17 protein-coding genes are annotated in these 17,569 nt (G+C 67.5%); 8 read left to right on the forward strand and 9 right to left on the reverse strand.

Going from position 1 to position 17,569, the window contains the following annotated elements:
• Nucleotides 1-11 precede the first annotated feature (11 nt).
• Nucleotides 12-731: a FadR/GntR family transcriptional regulator gene (locus BAU07_RS13745; RefSeq protein ID WP_066665437.1), complete on the reverse strand. Its 720-nt coding sequence runs from the start codon at nt 729-731 to the stop codon at nt 12-14.
• A gap of 140 nt (nt 732-871) precedes the next feature.
• Here BAU07_RS13745 and BAU07_RS13750 point away from each other — a divergent pair, with 140 nt between their 5' ends.
• The 4 genes from BAU07_RS13750 to leuD all read left to right on the forward strand — a co-directional run bounded on the left by BAU07_RS13750 (nt 872) and on the right by leuD (nt 5,596).
• Nucleotides 872-2,398: a UxaA family hydrolase gene (locus tag BAU07_RS13750; RefSeq protein ID WP_066658657.1), complete on the forward strand. Its 1,527-nt coding sequence runs from the start codon at nt 872-874 to the stop codon at nt 2,396-2,398.
• An 87-nt stretch (nt 2,399-2,485) separates the two neighbouring features.
• A complete protein-coding gene (locus BAU07_RS13755; protein ID WP_232338125.1) occupies nt 2,486-3,487 on the forward strand; it encodes a Bug family tripartite tricarboxylate transporter substrate binding protein in 1,002 nt (333 codons plus the stop codon).
• 26 nt (nt 3,488-3,513) lie between these two features.
• Complete coding sequence (locus BAU07_RS13760; RefSeq protein ID WP_066658660.1) at nt 3,514-4,959, forward strand: 3-isopropylmalate dehydratase large subunit; 1,446 nt, start codon at nt 3,514-3,516, stop codon at nt 4,957-4,959.
• 1 nt (nt 4,960) lies between these two features.
• On the forward strand, nt 4,961-5,596 hold the full coding sequence (gene leuD, locus BAU07_RS13765; RefSeq protein WP_066658661.1) for a 3-isopropylmalate dehydratase small subunit: 636 nt from the start codon (nt 4,961-4,963) through the stop codon (nt 5,594-5,596).
• A gap of 60 nt (nt 5,597-5,656) precedes the next feature.
• Here leuD and BAU07_RS13770 read toward each other — a convergent pair whose 3' ends face one another.
• Nucleotides 5,657-6,928 (reverse strand): LysR substrate-binding domain-containing protein, encoded by a 1,272-nt coding sequence (locus tag BAU07_RS13770; protein ID WP_232338126.1) that lies wholly within the window; start codon nt 6,926-6,928, stop codon nt 5,657-5,659.
• A gap of 108 nt (nt 6,929-7,036) precedes the next feature.
• On the opposite strand from BAU07_RS13770, the gene BAU07_RS13775 reads away from it, so the two are divergent.
• Both BAU07_RS13775 and BAU07_RS13780 read left to right on the forward strand, forming a co-directional pair.
• Complete coding sequence (locus tag BAU07_RS13775; protein ID WP_066658663.1) at nt 7,037-8,170, forward strand: 4-oxalomesaconate tautomerase; 1,134 nt, start codon at nt 7,037-7,039, stop codon at nt 8,168-8,170.
• Between the two features lie 63 nt (nt 8,171-8,233).
• Nucleotides 8,234-9,262, forward strand: a complete 1,029-nt coding sequence (locus BAU07_RS13780; protein ID WP_066658666.1) for an amidohydrolase family protein — start codon at nt 8,234-8,236, stop codon at nt 9,260-9,262.
• 72 nt (nt 9,263-9,334) lie between these two features.
• Here the strand turns inward: BAU07_RS13780 and BAU07_RS13785 are convergent, their stop codons facing one another.
• The 6 genes from BAU07_RS13785 to BAU07_RS13810 form a co-directional block, all read right to left on the reverse strand.
• On the reverse strand, nt 9,335-10,249 hold the full coding sequence (locus BAU07_RS13785) for an NAD(P)-dependent oxidoreductase (RefSeq protein WP_066658669.1): 915 nt from the start codon (nt 10,247-10,249) through the stop codon (nt 9,335-9,337).
• On the reverse strand, nt 10,246-11,247 hold the full coding sequence (locus BAU07_RS13790; RefSeq protein WP_066658670.1) for a Bug family tripartite tricarboxylate transporter substrate binding protein: 1,002 nt from the start codon (nt 11,245-11,247) through the stop codon (nt 10,246-10,248). Before BAU07_RS13790 ends, BAU07_RS13785 begins: the two co-directional genes overlap by 4 nt.
• 42 nt (nt 11,248-11,289) lie before the next feature.
• Complete coding sequence (locus BAU07_RS13795; protein ID WP_066658671.1) at nt 11,290-12,249, reverse strand: TRAP transporter substrate-binding protein; 960 nt, start codon at nt 12,247-12,249, stop codon at nt 11,290-11,292.
• Nucleotides 12,246-13,253: a Bug family tripartite tricarboxylate transporter substrate binding protein gene (locus tag BAU07_RS13800; RefSeq protein WP_066658673.1), complete on the reverse strand. Its 1,008-nt coding sequence runs from the start codon at nt 13,251-13,253 to the stop codon at nt 12,246-12,248. The genes BAU07_RS13795 and BAU07_RS13800 overlap by 4 nt, the downstream gene beginning before the upstream one ends.
• Nucleotides 13,254-13,327: 74 nt before the next feature.
• Nucleotides 13,328-14,083 carry an SDR family oxidoreductase gene (locus BAU07_RS13805; RefSeq protein ID WP_066658675.1) on the reverse strand — a complete coding sequence of 252 codons (756 nt, stop codon included), beginning with the start codon at nt 14,081-14,083 and terminating at the stop codon, nt 13,328-13,330.
• A gap of 14 nt (nt 14,084-14,097) precedes the next feature.
• On the reverse strand, nt 14,098-14,604 hold the full coding sequence (locus BAU07_RS13810; protein ID WP_066658678.1) for a VOC family protein: 507 nt from the start codon (nt 14,602-14,604) through the stop codon (nt 14,098-14,100).
• 416 nt (nt 14,605-15,020) lie between these two features.
• On the opposite strand from BAU07_RS13810, the gene BAU07_RS13815 reads away from it, so the two are divergent.
• Nucleotides 15,021-15,914, forward strand: a complete 894-nt coding sequence (locus tag BAU07_RS13815) for a LysR family transcriptional regulator (RefSeq protein ID WP_066658687.1) — start codon at nt 15,021-15,023, stop codon at nt 15,912-15,914.
• 164 nt (nt 15,915-16,078) lie between these two features.
• The gene (locus tag BAU07_RS13820) at nt 16,079-16,678 is read left to right on the forward strand and encodes a LysE family translocator (RefSeq protein WP_066658690.1); all 600 of its coding nucleotides are present in this window, start codon (nt 16,079-16,081) and stop codon (nt 16,676-16,678) included.
• Nucleotides 16,679-16,696: 18 nt separating this feature from the next.
• Here the strand turns inward: BAU07_RS13820 and BAU07_RS13825 are convergent, their stop codons facing one another.
• The gene (locus BAU07_RS13825) at nt 16,697-17,548 is read right to left on the reverse strand and encodes a fumarylacetoacetate hydrolase family protein (RefSeq protein WP_066658696.1); all 852 of its coding nucleotides are present in this window, start codon (nt 17,546-17,548) and stop codon (nt 16,697-16,699) included.
• Between the last annotated feature and the right edge of the window lie 21 nt (nt 17,549-17,569).

Below are 17,569 nucleotides of genomic sequence, written 5' to 3' on the forward strand. Positions count from 1 at the left end.
GCGCGTAAAGGTCAGTGGTCTGACTTGAACTGGGCGCCCACGTAGCTGATGTGGCGCGCCATGGCCTGGGCGGCCCGCGCGGCCTGGCCGGCCCGCACCGCCTGGTAGATCGCGTCGTGCTGTTTCAGCCGGGCGCTGGATCGGGCTCGGGCATGCCGCACGTCCTGGTTCGCGTCGTAGGTATTCAGCGTGATGTGCTCGCGCAACTGGTTGATCACCACCGCGTAGAACTGCGTCAGCATGAAATTGTGCGAGATCGCGGCCAGCGTCAGGTGAAACTGCGCGTCCGCCAGCGCCTCCGCCGCGACGTCCTGTCGTTGCACGGCTCGCGCCATGTCGTCGATCACGGCGCCCAGCCTGGCTTTCTCTTCGCCACTGGCGCGGTCCGCGGCGAAGCGGGCCGCGCAGCATTCGAATATCGCCCGGAACTCCAGCGTGTCCGCGCGCAGGGCGGGCTGCTCCGCGATCATGCGCAGCCAGCTCGACGCCGGCTCGCTGGGATGCGCGCCCGCGACAAACACGCCACTGCCGGGGCGTGACTGCAGCAAGCCGCGCGCAATCAGCCTTTGCACCGCTTCGCGCACCGTGGACCGCGATGCGCCGAAGCGCTCGGCCATCGCACGCTCGGAAGGCAGCCGCGAGCCATCCCGCAACGCCAGTTCGTGCAGCTGGCTTTCCAACTGTTTGGTGACGCGTAGAAGCGCGCTTTCAGGGCGGGTCTGCGGTGCCATACACATGCCTTCCATCAACTGGTCCGACCAATTTGCGCCGCCCGGGACCATTCCCGATACTGGCGCCGCTTATTCATGCGGAACCCCGCACCAGGCCCCTGCCGCATGAACTGCCGCTAGCGTAATCCGGGAGACAAACCATGAGCAACGCATTATTCGCCTTGAAACTGCACGCCGACGACGATGTCGCGATCGCGCGGCGGCCCATCGCCAGCGGTGTGCTGCTGGAGGAATTCGACGCCGTGCGCGTGCGTGATGACATACCGGAGGCCCACAAGGTGGCCCTGCGCGACATCGCGGCAGGCAGCGCCGTGCGCCGCTACGGCCAGATCATCGGATTTGCCACACGGGACATCGAGGCCGGCGAGCATGTGCATACGCACAATCTGGCCATGGGCGACTTCCAGCGCGATTACGCCTTCGGCGCCAACGCCACACCGGTGGTCCCCGCGCAGGAAGGGCTGACATTCATGGGCTTTCGCCGCCCGGATGGCCGGGTCGCCACGCGCAACTATATCGGCATCATCAGCACGGTGAACTGCTCGGCCAGCGTGAGCAAGATGGCTGCCCAGCGCTTTGCCCAGGCCGGCGCGCTCGACGCCTTCCCCAATGTGGACGGCATCGTGCCCATCACCCACAGTTTCGGCTGTTGCATCGACCACGAAGGCGAAGGCATACGGCAATTGCGCCGCACCATCGGCGGCTACGTGCGCCATCCGAACTTCGCCGGCGTGGTCATCGTCGGCCTGGGCTGCGAGTCCAACCAGATGAGCGCCATCCTGGTCGCCGAAGGCGTGTCGCCCAGCTCGACCATGGTGCCACTGGTGATCCAGGAACAAGGCGGCACGCAGAAAACCGTGGACGCCGTGGTCAGGGCCATCGACGCCATGCTGCCCATCGCCAACCAGGCGGTGCGCGAGCCCCTGCCCGTGTCGCACCTGAATATTGCATTGCAGTGTGGCGGGTCGGACGGCTATTCCGGCATCACGGCCAACCCCGCCCTGGGCGTTGCGGTGGACCTGCTGGTGGCCCATGGCGGCACCGCGATCCTGACCGAGACGCCCGAGATCTATGGCGCCGAACACCTGTTGACGCGACGCGCCGTCTCGCGGGAAGTGGGCGAGAAAGTGGTGGAGCGCATACGCTGGTGGGAAGCGTACGCCGAGCGCGAACACGGCAGCATCGACAACAATCCCACGCCGGGCAACAAGGCAGGCGGCCTGACCACCATCCTGGAAAAATCCCTGGGCGCTGTCGCCAAGAGCGGCTCCACGCCGCTGGTGGACGTCTACAAGTATGCCGAACCCGTCGACAAGCATGGCCTGGTGTTCATGGATGCACCCGGCTACGACCCGATGGGCGCCACCGGCCAGATCGCCAGCGGCGCGAACCTGGTGGTGTTCACCACCGGACGCGGGTCCTGTTTCGGCGCCAAGCCGGCGCCCTCCATCAAGGTGGCCACCAACACCCGCATGTACGAACGCATGCGCGACGACATGGACATCAACTGCGGCGCCATCATGGACGGGACGGCCAGCGTACGCGAAAAGGGCGAAGAGATCTTTCGCGAGATTGTCCGCGTCGCCTCCGGAGGCCAGTCCAAGAGCGAAGCGCTCGGCGTCGGCAATGAAGAGTTCGTGCCCTGGATGATCGGCGCGCAGATGTAGCGCGCGGCGTCTGCTCGCTTCGCGATTTCGATGCGCGCCTGGACACCGTGCAGGCGGCACTTTTCTGTTTATCTTCCGGAGACAAATATGATGCAACCCCTGCCCCAGGCTACCTTGTCGCGACGCGATCTGCTGCTGGGCGGCGCGGCGCTGACGATGGCCGGCGTGGCCCGTCCCGCACGCGCCCAGGCCTGGCCGGCCAAGCCGCTGCGCGTGGTGGTGCCCTTCCCGCCCGGCGGCACGACCGACTTCGTCACCCGCCTGATCGCCACCAAGGTAGGCCAGAGCATAGACCAGACTGCCATCGTGGAGAACCGGCCCGGCGCCGGTACGGTGATCGGCGTGGACTACGTCGCCAAGTCGGCGCCGGACGGCTATTCCTACGTATGCGTGGCCGGCAGCTTCTGCGTGAACAGCGTACTGCTCAAGCGCCTGCCCTATGACAGCCTGGCGGACCTGCGTCCCGTGGCCATGATGGGCATGTCCGAGCAGGCCCTGGCCGTCTTCCCGGGCAGCGGGCTGAAGAACCTGGACGACTTGCGCAAGGCGGCGCAGGCCAGTCCGGGCAAGCTCAGCTACGGCTCCTTCGGCATCGGCACCACGCCGCATCTGGCCGGGGAAATGCTCAAGCAGCAGATGGGCGGGCTCGACATCACGCACGTGCCCTACAAGGGCCAGGGTCCGGCGCTGACCGACCTGCTGGGCGGCCACATCACCATGATGTTCGGCACCTGGCTGGACCTGCGCGACCTGGTCAAGAGCGGCAAGCTGGTGGTGCTGGGCATGGCGACGGAAAAGCGCTCGCGCTTCGCACCCGATATCCCGACCATGCGCGAGCAAGGCGTCGACATCGTTTCGAACACCTGGGCCGGCCTGCTGGCGCCGGCAAAGACGCCGGACGTGATCGTCCAGCGCATGAACGCGGAGGTGAACAAGGCCCTGGCGCTACCCGATGTGGTGGCCGCCTTCGACAAGAACAGCACGCTGGCGCTGCCTGGCAGCACGGAACAGTTCAAGGCCTATATCCAAAGCGAGATCGACAAGTACGCGAAAATCATCGCAACGGCTCATATCACGGCCGAAGGCTGAGCCGCGCGCATCCGGACGGAAGAAACATGCCTGAATCCCCTCACCCGACCCGGCCCGATGCCGGGCCGCAGACCTACTTCGACAAGATCTGGGAAGCGCACTTCATCAAGGCCTTCGACAGCCGCGAACACCTGCTGCAGATCGATCGCCTGATGTTGCACGAGGCCATGGGCACGGTCGCCATGCGTGAACTGCTGCAGGAGAACCGCCCGGTGGCGAGTCCGGCGCAGGTCTTCAGCCTGATCGACCACGCCGTGCAGACCAGGCCCGGCATCGGCCGGCGCAAGGGCTGGAACGAGGTCGGCACGCAACTGATCGACGAATCGCGCCTGTCGTCGCGGCGGCTCGGGCTGCACTTCATCGACGTGGACGATCCGCGCCAGGGGATCTCGCATGTGGTGGCGCCCGAACTGGGCATCGCCTTGCCCGGCCTGACCATCGTCTGTCCGGACAGCCATACCTGTACGCTGGGCGGGCTGGGCGCGCTGGCCTGGGGTATCGGCGCCTCGGAGTGCAAGCACGTGCTGGCCACGCAGGTCCTGATGCAGTCCCGGCCCAGGACCATGCGGGTCAATTTCCATGGCGCGCCGCCGCCGCATGTCTATGCGAAGGACATGATCCTGCACCTGATTTCGCGCGTCGGGGCCAACGGGGGCAACGGCCATGCCGTGCAATTCGCCGGCGCGGCCATCGCCGCCATGCCGATCGAGGCGCGCATGACGCTGTGCAATATGGCGATCGAGTTCTCGGCCAAGTACGGCTTCGTGGCGCCGGACGACGCCACCTTCGAATACCTGCATGGCCGCGAGTTCGCCCCCAAGGGCGCGGCCTGGGATGCGGCCGTGGCGCACTGGCGCGCGCTCGCCCGCGACGAAGGCGCGGTCTTCGATCGCGAAGTGGATATCGATTGCTCGGCCCTGGAGCCGCAGGTCAGCTGGGGGACCAGCCCGCAACACGTCATACCGGTCACCGGCCGCATTCCTTCGCCGGCGGACTACGCGGACAGCGGCGAACGCGCATGGGTGGAGCGCGCGCTGCGCTACCAGGGCCTGGAGCCGGGCACCCTGGCCCGGGACATTCCCATCGACGCGGCCTACATCGGTTCCTGCACCAACGCGAGGTTGTCCGACCTGCGCGAGGCGGCAGCCGTATTGCGCGGCGGCAAGGTGGCCCCCGGCGTGACCGCCATCTGCGTTCCGGGCAGCAGCCAGGTCAAGCGCGAAGCCGAGGCCGAAGGCCTGGACCGCGTGTTCCTGGAAGCAGGATTCGAGTGGCACGACTCCGGCTGCGGCCTGTGCGCGCAGGGGAAGGATCGATTCAAGGGCGAACGCATCATGAGCACGACCAACCGCAATTTCGAGAACCGCCAGGGCCTGGGATCGCGCACCCACCTGGCCAGCCCGGCAACGGTGGCGGCGTCGGCCCTGACCGGCCGCATGACCAGCGTGCGCCAGTTGCGCGACGGAGGCTGAAATGGAGAAATTCTCGAGCCACAGCGGATACGGCGCGCCGCTGATGCAGATCAACATCGATACCGACCAGATCATTCCATCGCGCTTCCTGCCGCGCACGTCAACGCCAAACGGATTGGGCGAGGGCCTGTTCGCCGAGTGGCGCACCCGCCCGGACGGCAGCGCGAACCCCGATTTCATCCTCAACCGCGCTCCCTGGAGCGGCGCGACCGTATTGCTGGCCGGCCGCAACTTCGGCTGCGGCTCGTCTCGGGAGGGCGCGCCCAAGGCCCTGCGGCAATGCGGATTCCGGGTTGTGATCGCGCCCTCTTTCGGCGACATCTTCTACGGCAACTGCTTCCGCAACGGTATCGTGCCGGTCGCCCTGCCCGAAGAAGTCGTGACCGCCCTGGCAGACCGCGCGATGACGCTGGGCGCGCAGGCCACGCTGAATGTGGACCTGGGCGACCAGACGGTCAGGACCGCGCAAGGCGAGGTCCACGCCTTCCAGTCGCCCGCCCGGCTGCGCGCGATGCTGCTGGACGGGCTGGACGAAATCGACCTGACGCTGACCATGCAGCAGGACATCGACGCGTACCGGCGCCGGGACACGTCGCGGCGGCCATGGGCGTACGACCTTCCACGCGCCGCACCATAGCGTTTCCCGCGCCAGGGCATGGGTCGTCACGCGGGGAATCGGAGCCCCCGCGCGGGCGGATCACCCGGCCGGCGATGGCGTCGCCGCCGTTGCGGCCAGGCGCATGACTTCGTCGAGCAACGCGCGCGCGCCCGGCGACAACTGGGCGCCGCTGCGCAGCGTCACGCCGATCTCCCGCTGCATGCCGTCCAGCGGGAAGTCCAATGCCGCCAGCCCGCCTGACTCGAACTCGTAGTGCAACTGGTGCACCGACAGCGCGGTCAGCATGTCCGAATGCAGCAACAGGCCCCTGAGCAGGGCCAGGTCGGCCGTTTCCACGGAGGGCGCCAGGGGAGGATGCCCCTTGCGGCGGAAGAAATCGTTGAGCTGGCCGCGCAGCGGCGAGGAGGCGCGCGAGAGCACCCAGGGATAGCGGAACAGGTCGTCGAAACCGATCGCCGCTTGCCGTGCAAGCGGGTGATCGGCGCGCGCGATCAGGACGATGTCCTCGTGCAACAGCACGCGCGTGGTCAGCGAAGTGTCGCGCAACGGCCGCAGCGCACCCAGGATGAAATCCACATCGGCGCTGAGCAAGCGAGCGCACAGGTCCCCGTAGGGGCTTTCCAGCGTGCGTATGCGCAGGCGCGGATGGCGCGCCAGGACGTTGGCGATCGCCGTCGGCAGAACCATGGTCCGCACCAGGGGCAGCGCGCCGACGGTGACCACGCCTTCGATCGCGCCCTTCAGGGCCGCGACGTCGGCCTGGATGTTGCGCAGCTCCGCCAGCACGCGCTTGAAGCGCACCACCCAGCGCTCGCCCACCGGCGTGGGCACCATGCCGCGCGCGGTGCGCTGGAACAGGGGCTGGCCCAGGCTTTCCTCCAGCCGCGCGATCGACGCGCTGATGGCCGGCTGCGTCACGCCGCACAGGTGAGCCACCGTCGATACATGGTGCACGTCGGCCAGCATCGCGGCGCTGGTCAGGCGGCGGGTGTGGAACAGCGCCGCCGTGGCGGCCACGCCGGAGCCGCCCGGCCGGCCGCCGTGCAGGGCCAGGGCCTCGTCGCGCACGGCGTCCAGTTCCCCCTCGATGCGAGCGGCCCGTATCCACACCGATTCTCCGGCGCCCGTCAACAGCATCCCGCTCCCTTTGCGCTCGAACAGCGCGACACCGAGGCTGTCCTCCAGGCGGCCGATGGCGCGCGTCACCGCGGAGGACGCGCGCAAAAGCGTCTCGGCGGAGCGCCGTACCCCGCCCGACGCGGCGACCGCATTGAACACATGCACATGCCGCAGGCTCAGCGTTTCCGCCGGGCCGGCGGCGTCGCCGGATGGCCTTTCGATGCCGCCCAAGGGAAGAACTCCATAAACGAATTCGAACGACGCCCATCGTACAAGGCAACCCCGTTTCCGCGCCAGCGCTCCATACTCGACAGGCACAACCCCGCGAGGCAGAAGGCCATGGACACAGGCTCGAAAAACCAAACGCAGCGCTCCATCCCATGCATGCTGATGCGTGGCGGGACCTCCCGGGGCCCCTTCTTCAAAGCCACCGACCTGCCGCGGGACATCGCCGCGCGCGACGCCGTGCTGCTGGCCGCCATGGGTTCCCCGGACCGCCGCCAGATCGACGGCCTGGGCGGAGCGCACCCGCTGACCAGCAAGGTGGGCATCGTGCGCCCCGGCACCCGCGCAGGCGTGGATGTCGAATTCCTGTTTGCCCAGGTATCGCTGGAAGACGCCAAGGTCGATACGACGCCCAACTGCGGCAACATGCTGGCGGCCGTCGTGCCCTTCGCCATCGAGACCGGCATGTTGGCGCCTCAAGGGCAGACCAGCACCTTCCGCGTCCTGACCGTGAATACCGGCATGCAGTGCGATATCACGGTACAGACGCCGGACGGCGCGATGCGCTACGACGGAGATGCCAGGATCGACGGCGTTCCCGGTACCGCCGCGCCGATCTACATCGATTTCCTCGACACCGCGGGCTCGGTATGCAGCGGGCTGCTCCCCACCGGGCGGGCATGCGACACGCTGGAGATCGATGGCCAGCCTCCGTTGCAGGTCACCTGCATCGACAACGGCATGCCCATGGTGTTGATCCGGGCCGCGGACCTGGACCGCGTGGGCGACGAGCCCGTCGCCGCCCTGAACGCCGACGGCGAGCTCAAGGCCCGGCTCGAGGCCATCCGCCTGCAAGCAGGCCACCTGATGGGCCTGGGCGACGTGCGGGACAAGCCCTACCCCAAGATGTGCCTGGTGTCCGCGCCGCGCCACGGCGGTAGCGTCAGTACCCGCTGCTTCATTCCGCATGTCTGCCACGACGCCATCGGCGTGCTGGCCGCGGTAACGGTGGCCACCGCGTGCGTGCTGGAGGAGTCGGTCGCCGCCGGCGTGGCGTCGCTGCCCGCCACTGGATTGGCGAAGAAAGTTTCCGTGGAGCACCCTTCCGGGGAGTTCAGCGTGGACCTTGCCCTTGACCCGGCCGATCCACGCAAGGTGGCCCGCGCGGCGTTGCTGCGCACGGCGCGGCTTATCATGCGAGGCGAGGTCCAGATTCCAGCCGGCGCCTGGCCCGCGACGGCGGCGTGACCGCCCTCCCGTTTACCCACGCCCGCGGACCGCAATGCATTCCCACGAACTCAGGAGAAGCACGTGATCATCGATTGCCATGGCCACTACACCACCGCGCCCAAGGCGCTCGAAGCCTGGCGCAACCAGCAGATCGCCGGTCTGAAGGACCCGACGCTGACGCCGCGCGTCGCCGATCTGCGCATCAGCGATGACGAGATCCGCGCCTCCATCGAGGACAACCAGCTGCGCCTGATGCGGGCCCGCGGAAGCGACCTGACGATCTTCTCGCCGCGCGCGAGCTTCATGGCGCATCACATCGGCGACCTGCAGACCAGCCTGACCTGGGCAGCGGTCTGCAACGAGCTATGCCACCGGGTTGCGTCGCTGTTCCCGGACGCGTTCATCGGCGCCGCGATGCTGCCGCAATCGCCCGGCGAACCGGTTACGACGTGCATTCCGGAATTGGAGCGCTGCGTCAGGGAATATGGTTTCGTCGCCATCAATTTGAACCCCGACCCCTCCGGCGGGCACTGGACATCGCCGCCGCTGAGCGACCGCTACTGGTACCCCATCTACGAAAAGATGGTGGAATACGGCATCCCGGCCATGGTCCACGTCAGCACCAGTTGCAATGCCTGCTTCCACACCACGGGCGCCCACTACCTGAACGCCGATACGACGGCCTTCATGCAGTGCCTGACCTCCGATCTGTTCAAGGATTTCCCGGAACTGAAGTTCGTCATCCCGCACGGCGGCGGCGCGGTCCCGTATCACTGGGGCCGTTTCCGCGGCCTGGCGCAGGAGCTGAAGCGCCCGCCGCTGGACGAACTGCTGCTGAACAATATCTATTTCGATACCTGCGTCTACCACCAGCCTGGCATCGACCTGCTGGCCAAGGTCATTCCGGTCAAGAACGTATTGTTCGCCAGCGAAATGATCGGCGCGGTGCGCGGCATCGATCCGACCACGGGCTTTCATTACGACGACACCAAGCGCTACATCGACGCGGCGCCCGAACTGAGCGACGCGGACCGCCACATGATCTACGAGGGCAACGCCCGGCGTGTCTATCCGCGCCTGGACGCCGCCCTCAAGGCCCGCGGTAAATAAAGCCCCCGGTCGGCCTCGATGTCGACCGCATCGACAATGCCGGCGGATGTCTCCCGCGGTGGCCTGCCGGGCTCAGCCGCGCAGCCGTGCGATGGCCTCGATGATGGCGGCATTGTCGAATTTGCCCTCGCCCGCCTGCATGCAATCCTCCAGCAGCCGCACGTAGACCTGGGCGAACGGCAAGGGCTGGGCATGGGCGTCGGCTTGCGCGAGGATCAGCCGGAAATCCTTCAGGCTCTGGTCCACCCGGCTTTGCGGGGGATCGAACCGGCGCTGCGCCATCGCCGGGCCCTTGACTTCCATAACCCGCGAATACGCGGCCGAGCCGATCAGCACTGACAGGAATTCCTGCGGATCCAGGCCCAGCCGCTGCGCAAACTGCAGCCCCTCGGCCATGGCGGCCCGGTTCAGCCCGAGCACCAGGTTTACCGCCAGCTTGGCGCGCGCGGCGTTGCCCGGAGCGCCCAGTCCATAGCGGCGCGGGCACAATGCGTCCAGCACGGGGGCCGCGCGCGCCAGGTCTTGATCGCGCCCGGCCACCAGCCCGACCGCCTCCCCCTTGGCCAGCGTCGCGCTGGTGCCGGAGATGGGCGATTCGACGAACGCCAGGCCTGCCGCGGCGCACCGCCGGGCCACGGCCGCGATACGGTCGGGATCGCATGTGCTGATGCACACCAGCGCCGGCGCGCGCCCCGCGGCCTGCGCCGCATGAACCAGGCCGGAGGGCCCGAACAGCGCCTGCTCGACCTGGTCCGTATCGAACACGGCCAGAACGATTGCATCGCATTGCGCCGCCAATTCCGCCAGCGATTGCACCGCCGCGCGTCCGGGCTGGTCGGCGCCCGCGAATTGCGCGCAACGGCCGGGATCGACGTCGTAGCCTCTCAGGCCGAAACCCGCCAGGGCCAGCCGCTGCGCGCTGGCGGCGCCCATCAGGCCCAGGCCCGCGATACCGACGGTCCGTATGGCGTGCTGGGCGGCGCTCATTGGGACTTGATTCCGGCGTCGCGTATCGCCTGCCCCACCCGCGCGTAGCCCTCGCGGGTCAGCGTGCCCAATTCGGCCGGCGTGGAAGCCACGGGATCGAGCCCGATGCCGGCCAGGCGTTCCCGCACACCGGGGTCCGCGACCGCCTTGACGACCTCGGCGTTCAGCCGCTCGACGATGTCGGCCGGCGTGCCTTTGGGCGCGTACAGGCCCAGCCAGGTGGAAAAGCGGAATGCCGCCACGCCCGCCTCGGCGAAGGTGGGCACATCGGGCAGCAGCGCGGACCGCCTTTCGTTCGGCTGCGCCAGGGCGCGCAGCCTGCCGTCCTTGATGAAGGGCTGGGCGACCGACACGGCCGAGAACATCATGGGGACCTGTCCGCCGGCCACGTCCGTGGTCGCCTGCGTAGCGCCCTTGTAGGGGACGTGCGCGAACGAGACCCCGGCCGCGGACGCGAACAGTTCCATGGCGATGTGATGCGGACTGCCATTGCCGCCCGTCGCATAGTCGATCTTGCCGGGCCGGGCCTTGGCCTGCGACAGCAGTTCGGCCATGGTCCTGGCCGGGAAGCCGCTGTTGACGACCAGCACCCAGGAAATATTGGCCATCTGGCTGACGGGGGCGAAGTCCTTGAGGGGATCGAAATTGACCTTGTCGTTCAGGTTGACCGCGTAGTTCAGCACGCTATCCGTGATGCCGCCCAGGGTATAGCCATCCGGCGCGGCACGCGCCACGCGCTCCGCGCCCAGCAGCCCCGATACGCCCGCCTGGTTTTCCACGATGAAGGTCTGCTTCATGTTCTCGGCCATCTTGGCCACCACCACACGGGTGGCCACGTCGGCCGCGCTGCCCACCTGCAGCGGCACAATGACCTGGATCGGCTTGGTCGGCCAGGCCGCTTGCGCCGACGCGCCGGCGCCCGCCAGCGTACAACCTGCCAATAGCAGGGCCGCCGCGCCCCGGCGCGGCAGGCAAAAGCCGGATGTCCTTGTCGACATGAAAGTCTCCCCTATTGTTGAAATGCCGCGACCGCGGAACGGTCAGCCCAGCCGCCCGACTTCGGCTTCCAGCAGGCTCCACACCCGCGTACCGAGCTCGTCCTTCCACTGCCCGTAGAAGCCGCCCGCCAGGCGCTGCCGGAAGCTGTCGGTGTCCGCCGTGTTGAAGCGCAGTCCACGCTCGCGCAGCGTCCCGGCCAGGGCCTCGTTGAGCGCCATGGTGTGGCTGCGCTGGCGTCCGACATGCAGTTTCACGTTGCGCAGCACGATCTCGCGCACGTCTTCGGGCAACGCATTCCAGAACGGCAGGTTGCCGATGATGTTGAACCCCGACCACATGTGGGAGGTCAGCGATACGTGGGTAACGACCTCGTGCAGGCGTAGCGAATCCAGTATCGCCAGGGGATTCTCCTGGGCCTGCAACTTCCCGGTCTTCAGCGCGTCGTACAACTCCAGCACGAACAGCGGCACCGGCTCCGCGCCCAGCGTGCGGAACGTCTCTTCGAAGACCTTGCCTTCGGGGATGCGGATCGACAGTCCTTCCAGGTCGCTGGCGTCGGCGATGACGCGGCCGGTGGTGGCGATGTGGCGAAAACCGTTCTCCATCAGGCCATACGGCATCAGGTACAGCCCGCGCGCGCCCAGGTCGGCACGCAAGGCGTCGCCCAGCGCGCCGTCCATGGCGCGGTAGACCTCGTCGTTGTCGCGAAAGGCGAAAGGCAGGCTCTGGACGTTCATCGCCGGCGCCAGCGGCCCGAGTATGCTGCCCATCAGCGCATAGAACTGGATCTCGCCGGCAATGACCCCGTCGACGATCTCCAGGTGCGATTTCTTCAGGCCGCCGTTGTCCGCCACGACCTCGATATCCAGGCGGCCGGCGGTTTCTTCGCGCACCGCGTCCCACAGGTCGACCAGGAAGGGATGCACATGGCTGGCGACCGGCTGGTAATGGAACTGGCGTCCACGCCAGCGGGCCGCCGAGGGTTCTTGTGCAGCGCTCATTCCGTCTCCATCCCTGCCCGCTTGACCACATCCGCCATGCGCCGGCTGTCGTCGGCCATGTACTTCGTCATCTCCTGGGGCGTCATGATGAAGGGATCGATGCCATTCTCCGCCAGGCGCGCGACCGTGTCCGGCGACTTGAGGACCTGGGTCAGCTCGCGCGAAAGCTGCTGCACCACGGCGTCGGGCGTCTCCGCCGGCGCGACGATGCCTATCCATGACGCGTAGTCGTAGCCCGGCACGCCGGACTCGGCCACCGTGGGCAGATCCGGCAGGATGGCCGTACGCTGCGCCCCGGCCACCGCGATAGGCCGCATCTTGCCGGCCTTTATCAGTGGCAGCACGGTTCCGATGGCGTTGAACATCACCTGCGCCTCACCCGCCGCCACGCCGACCGCCGCAGGACTGGCACCCTTGTACGGCACGTGCATCATCTTCACGCCCGACCCCGACTCGAACATGGCCATGGCGATGTGCTGGGGACTGCCCACGCCGCCGGTCGCATAGGACACCTTGCCGGGATTGGCCTTGACGTACTCCACCAGTTCGCGGACGTTCTTTACCGGCAACGACGGATTCACCACCAGCACGGTCGGCAGTACCGCGACCATGCCCACCGGCCTGAACTGCTTCGCGGGGTCATAGCCGACCTTGCGTACATGCGGCAACACGCTGAGGATGGCGTTATTGCAACCGCACAGCGTGTAGCCGTCCGGCCTGGCACGCGCCACCTTCTCGGCGCCAATGGCGCCGGAAGCGCCCGTCTGGTTCTCCACCACGATGGACTGGCCCAGCGGCCCCGCCAGGCGTTCGACGACAATGCGCAGCGCCAGATCGGAAGCGCTGCCCGTGGCCAGCGGCGTCACCAGGGTTACGGGCCGTTGAGGCCAGGCCTGCGCCACCGCCGAAGCCGGCGCCAGGGTCAGCGCGGCGATCGCCGCGCCGCATAAGGAAGCCGCCAGAACGGCGCGCAAGCGCAGCCTGGCCATCTCGAAACGGTACATCAGTGTCTCCTCTTCATGGTGTGGACGTCCCATCTGGCGGGGACTATCCCGGGGTGGCAGCCGTGCGAACCGCGCTACAGCATGACGCGCGCTCCATTGGTGTCCAGGTTCACGCCGGATACGAATGACGCGCCGTCCGACGCCAGGTACAGCATGGCGGCGACGTGGTCGTCGGCCGTCGCCAGGCGGCGCAGCGGCACCTGCGCCGCGATACGGTCCAGGTCATCCTGTGAGCGCAGGGCCGCCACGCGCGGCGTGACCGTCGTCAGCGGCGCGATCGTGTTGGCGGTGATGCCATGCGGGCCCAGCTCGTACGCCAGGAAACGCGTCAGTTGCGTGACGCCGGCCTTCGCCGCCCCATAGGCGGGCGAGGATGCCGCGTGCACCGTACGGCCGGAGATCGACGTAACGTTGATGATGCGGCCGGCCCGGGACTGCTTCAGCGGCGCGATGGCTGCCCGGCAGCACAGGAACACGCTGCGCAGGTTCAGCGCCACGGTGCGGTCCCATTCCTCCAGGTCCATCTCCTCGACAGTCAGCAGCTTGCGGTAGCCGCCGGCGCAGTTCACCAGCACATCCAGCCCATGCCCCGCCGCCAGCACGGCGTCGAAGGCCTGCTTGACCTGCGCCTCGTCGGTAATGTCCACCGCCAGGCCTGCCGCGCGCTCGCCCAGCGTGTCCGCGATGGCGCGCACGCCGTCGCCCTGTACGTCCAGCAGGAAGACCCATGCGCCCTGCGCATGAAAGGCGCGTGCCGCCTGTTCGCCGATACCGCCCGCCGCGCCGGTGACGACGACGCTGCGGCCCGCGAGTTCCGGATAAATCGCCATGGCTGTGTCTCCGCTCAGCGTACGCCCGGCGTACCGGCATTGGAGCCGGTGTCCGTCCAGCCTGGCACACGGCCGGCCCGCACGGCCTCTTCCGCGGAGAAGTTCAATTCGACCTTGATGCCGTTGATCGGTTCTCGCATGAACAACTGGTACAGATCGGAGTTGTGCGCCTTGCGCTCGCTGAAGTCGACGCCGTTGCGCGTCAGGCGGTCGATGAATTCGTTGATGTTCTCGCAGTTGAAGCACACGTGGTCGATACGGCCCGATCCCATGGCGCCCCCGGCGGAATAATCATCGCCGTGCTTGTCGCTGGGCGTACGGAGATAGGTATTCTGGTGATCCGAATGGCGCGCCTTGCCGATGTGGACCACGTCCTGGTCGCCGATGTACAGCCAGTACACCGGGAATCCGAATTCCGGGTGATAGCCGTTGCGAAATCCCAGGTTGTCGCAGAACCAGTCGCGCGTGGCTTCCGGGTCGTGGGTAAGGATCAGGATGTGCTCCATGAAGCGCAGTCCCATGCTGGTCTCCTCATTGCGTTATGTGGCAGCGTCAGGCCGGCGCAGGCCTGGCGGCGGTGGGATAGGCGGGGGCGTACCGGGTACGAGCCGCTTCGGCCTCACCGATACCGTTTTGTTATCTCTTGCATGTCGTCTCCATCTTGCCGCCGCGAGTCGGCTTCGTTTTTACTGAGTGTAGGGAGCCGGCATTTCCGCGTCCAATGCTGAATTTGTCATTACCCATCGCATATTGATATACACCCAGGGTAGCCGACCGTATGCCCCGCGCGAGCCACGGCATGACGGATTCCCGCCTGCAACGGGATACGCGCCGCCGCCGGCGCGCGCTTCATCCCGCCCGGCTCATTAGAATCCGGATATCCGCGGTCCGGCGCGCCTGACCGCGGCGCTTCATTCACCGTGTTTCCGGAACCGATATGGACAAGCTTCAGGCCATGGCGGCCTTCCTGGCCGTCGTTGACGAAGGCGGCTTCGCGGCCGCGGCCCGCAGAATGCGGATATCACCCCCCGTGGTCACACGCGCCGTGAGCGACCTGGAGAAGGCCATGGGCGTGCGCCTGCTGACGCGCACCACGCGCGTCGTGCGCGTCACCGAGGTCGGCGCCCGCTACGCCGAGGATTGCCGCCGCATCCTGACCGACATCACGGAAACCGAAGAGGCCGCCACCGGCACCCATGGCCTGGTGCGCGGCCGCCTTGTCATCACGGCGCCCGCGATGTTCGGCCGTATCCACGTCACCCCCATCGTCACCGCCTACCTGCGCCGTTACCCCGAGGCCGAAGCCGAGACCCGCTTCCTGGATCGGGTCGTCAACATGATGGACGAAGGCGTGGACGTGGCCGTCCGCATCGGCCACCTGCAGGATTCCAGCTACCAGGCCATACCGGTCGGCCAGGTGCGCCGGGTGGTGTGCGCCTCGCCGGCCTACCTGGAACGCCACGGCGCGCCACGCAGCCCGGCCGACCTGGCGGACCACACCTTGGTCGCGTCCACGGGCGTGGCGCGCGCCAGCGAATGGCGGTTCACGCGCGACGGCCAGCCGACCGACGTGCGCATCCACCCGCGCATGACCGTCGTCACCAACGACGCGGCGATCGCCGCCGCCCTGGACGGCTTCGGCATTACCCGCGTGCTGTCCTACATGGTGGCGCCGCAACTGGCGTCCGGTGAACTGGTCGAGTTATTGCAGGAACATGAAACGCTGGCATTGCCCATACACGTCATGCAGCATGAAGGCCGGCACGCCCCGCAGAAGGTGCGGGCCTTCCTGGACATGGCAGTGGCGGCGCTGCGTGCGCGGACCCAATGAACGGCGCGGCGGTGCGGCGTGCGCCAGCGTCCATGCCGGCCGCATCGTCCGGCCCGGGATAAGCGTCTAACCCATACCCCGGCTTGCCGTGCTACAAAGCCACGCAACCATCCACCTGGCCGCAGCGCGTGCATTGCGGCAACCCTTTACTCCATTCCTGCTCGATGCTGCCCTTCTCCGACCTCGCGATGTTTGCCCTGGGCGCCGCTACGGTCCTGGCCGTGCCGGGCCCCACGAACACCTTGCTGGCCGCGGCGGGATTGCGGCAGGGACTCCGGCGATCCCTGAAGTTGACGGGCGCGGAAGCGGGCGGGTACCTGGTCTCCGTCACGCTGTGGGGGCGGTTCCTCGCCCAGGTCACACAGACGCTGCCCTGGCTGCCCCTGGTGGTCCGCATGGCATGTGGGCTCTATATCGCGTGGCTGGCCGTGCGCATGTGGCAGGTGGCGTCCGCGCTGGACACGCGGACGCCTGCCTCGTTCGGCATGCGCGGCCTGTTCGTGGCGACCTTGCTGAATCCCAAGGCCATCCTGTTCGGCGGCACGATTTTCCCGGCCGCCGCCTTCACCTCCTTGTATGTCTATCTGCAGGCGATGGTGACGTTCGTGGTCGTGCTGGTCCCCATCGGGTCGCTATGGATCGCATTCGGAGCGCAGGTGGCGGCGGACCGCACCGGATGGCTGAAGCCTGTCCATGTGCAACGCTGCGCGTCGGTGGCGCTGGGAGCGTTCTCCCTGTCGCTGGCGTGGACGGTCTTCCGCTGACTCTGGCTCACCAGCCCGCTATTCCGCCCGTACCGGGTTGCGCAGGCAGCCCACGCCGCCCACCTCCACTTCGACCACGTCGCCATCCCGCAGGAATACCGGCGGATTGCGCTTGAACCCGACGCCGCCCGGCGTGCCCGTGACGATCACGTCGCCGGGTTCCAGCGTCGCGAAGCGCGACGCGTAGTGCACCAGCCGTGGAATATCGAAAATCAATTGCGCTGTGGTCGCCTCCTGCATGACCTCGCCGTTCAGGCGCGTCGCCAGGGTCAACTCCGCGCCGTCGGGAATCTCGTCGCGCGTCACCATCCACGGACCGAAAGCGCCGGTGGCATCGAAATTCTTGCCTGGCGTCCATTGCGTCGTGTGCTGCTGCCAGTCTCTTGCCGACACATCGTTGTACGGGGCATAGCCCGCGATGTGCTCCCAGGCATCGGCCTGCGCGATGCGGCGGCCGGCGCGGCCGATGATGATGGCGATTTCGCCTTCATAGTCGATCTTGTCCGACTCCGGCGGCGCCACGATGGCTTCGCCATGGCCGATCTGCGAACTGGCCACGCGCAGGAACAGCGTGGGCTCACCCGTGGGGGCGCGGTTGGTCTCGCGGCGATGCGCTTCGTAGTTCAGGCCTACGCACAGTATCTTGCCGGGGTCCGGAATAACCGGCAGCAGTCGCAGTCGATCCAGGTCCAGACCAGCGCGCGCTGCCGAGGCCAGCCGTGCCACCTCGTCCAGCGCGCCGCCGCGCAATACCGCGCGCACGCTGCCGTAACGTCCGCCTGTCAGGTCCAGGCCGTCGATCACGCCGCCGTCATTGGCCAGTACGCCCCAGCCCGCGCGCGATTCGTCGGTGTAGCTCAGCAACTTCATTGGGCACTCTCCTTCATGTGT

The sequence above is a fragment of the Bordetella flabilis genome, from assembly GCF_001676725.1.
In the GTDB taxonomy this organism is placed as follows: Bacteria; Pseudomonadota; Gammaproteobacteria; order Burkholderiales; family Burkholderiaceae_B; genus Bordetella_C; species Bordetella_C flabilis.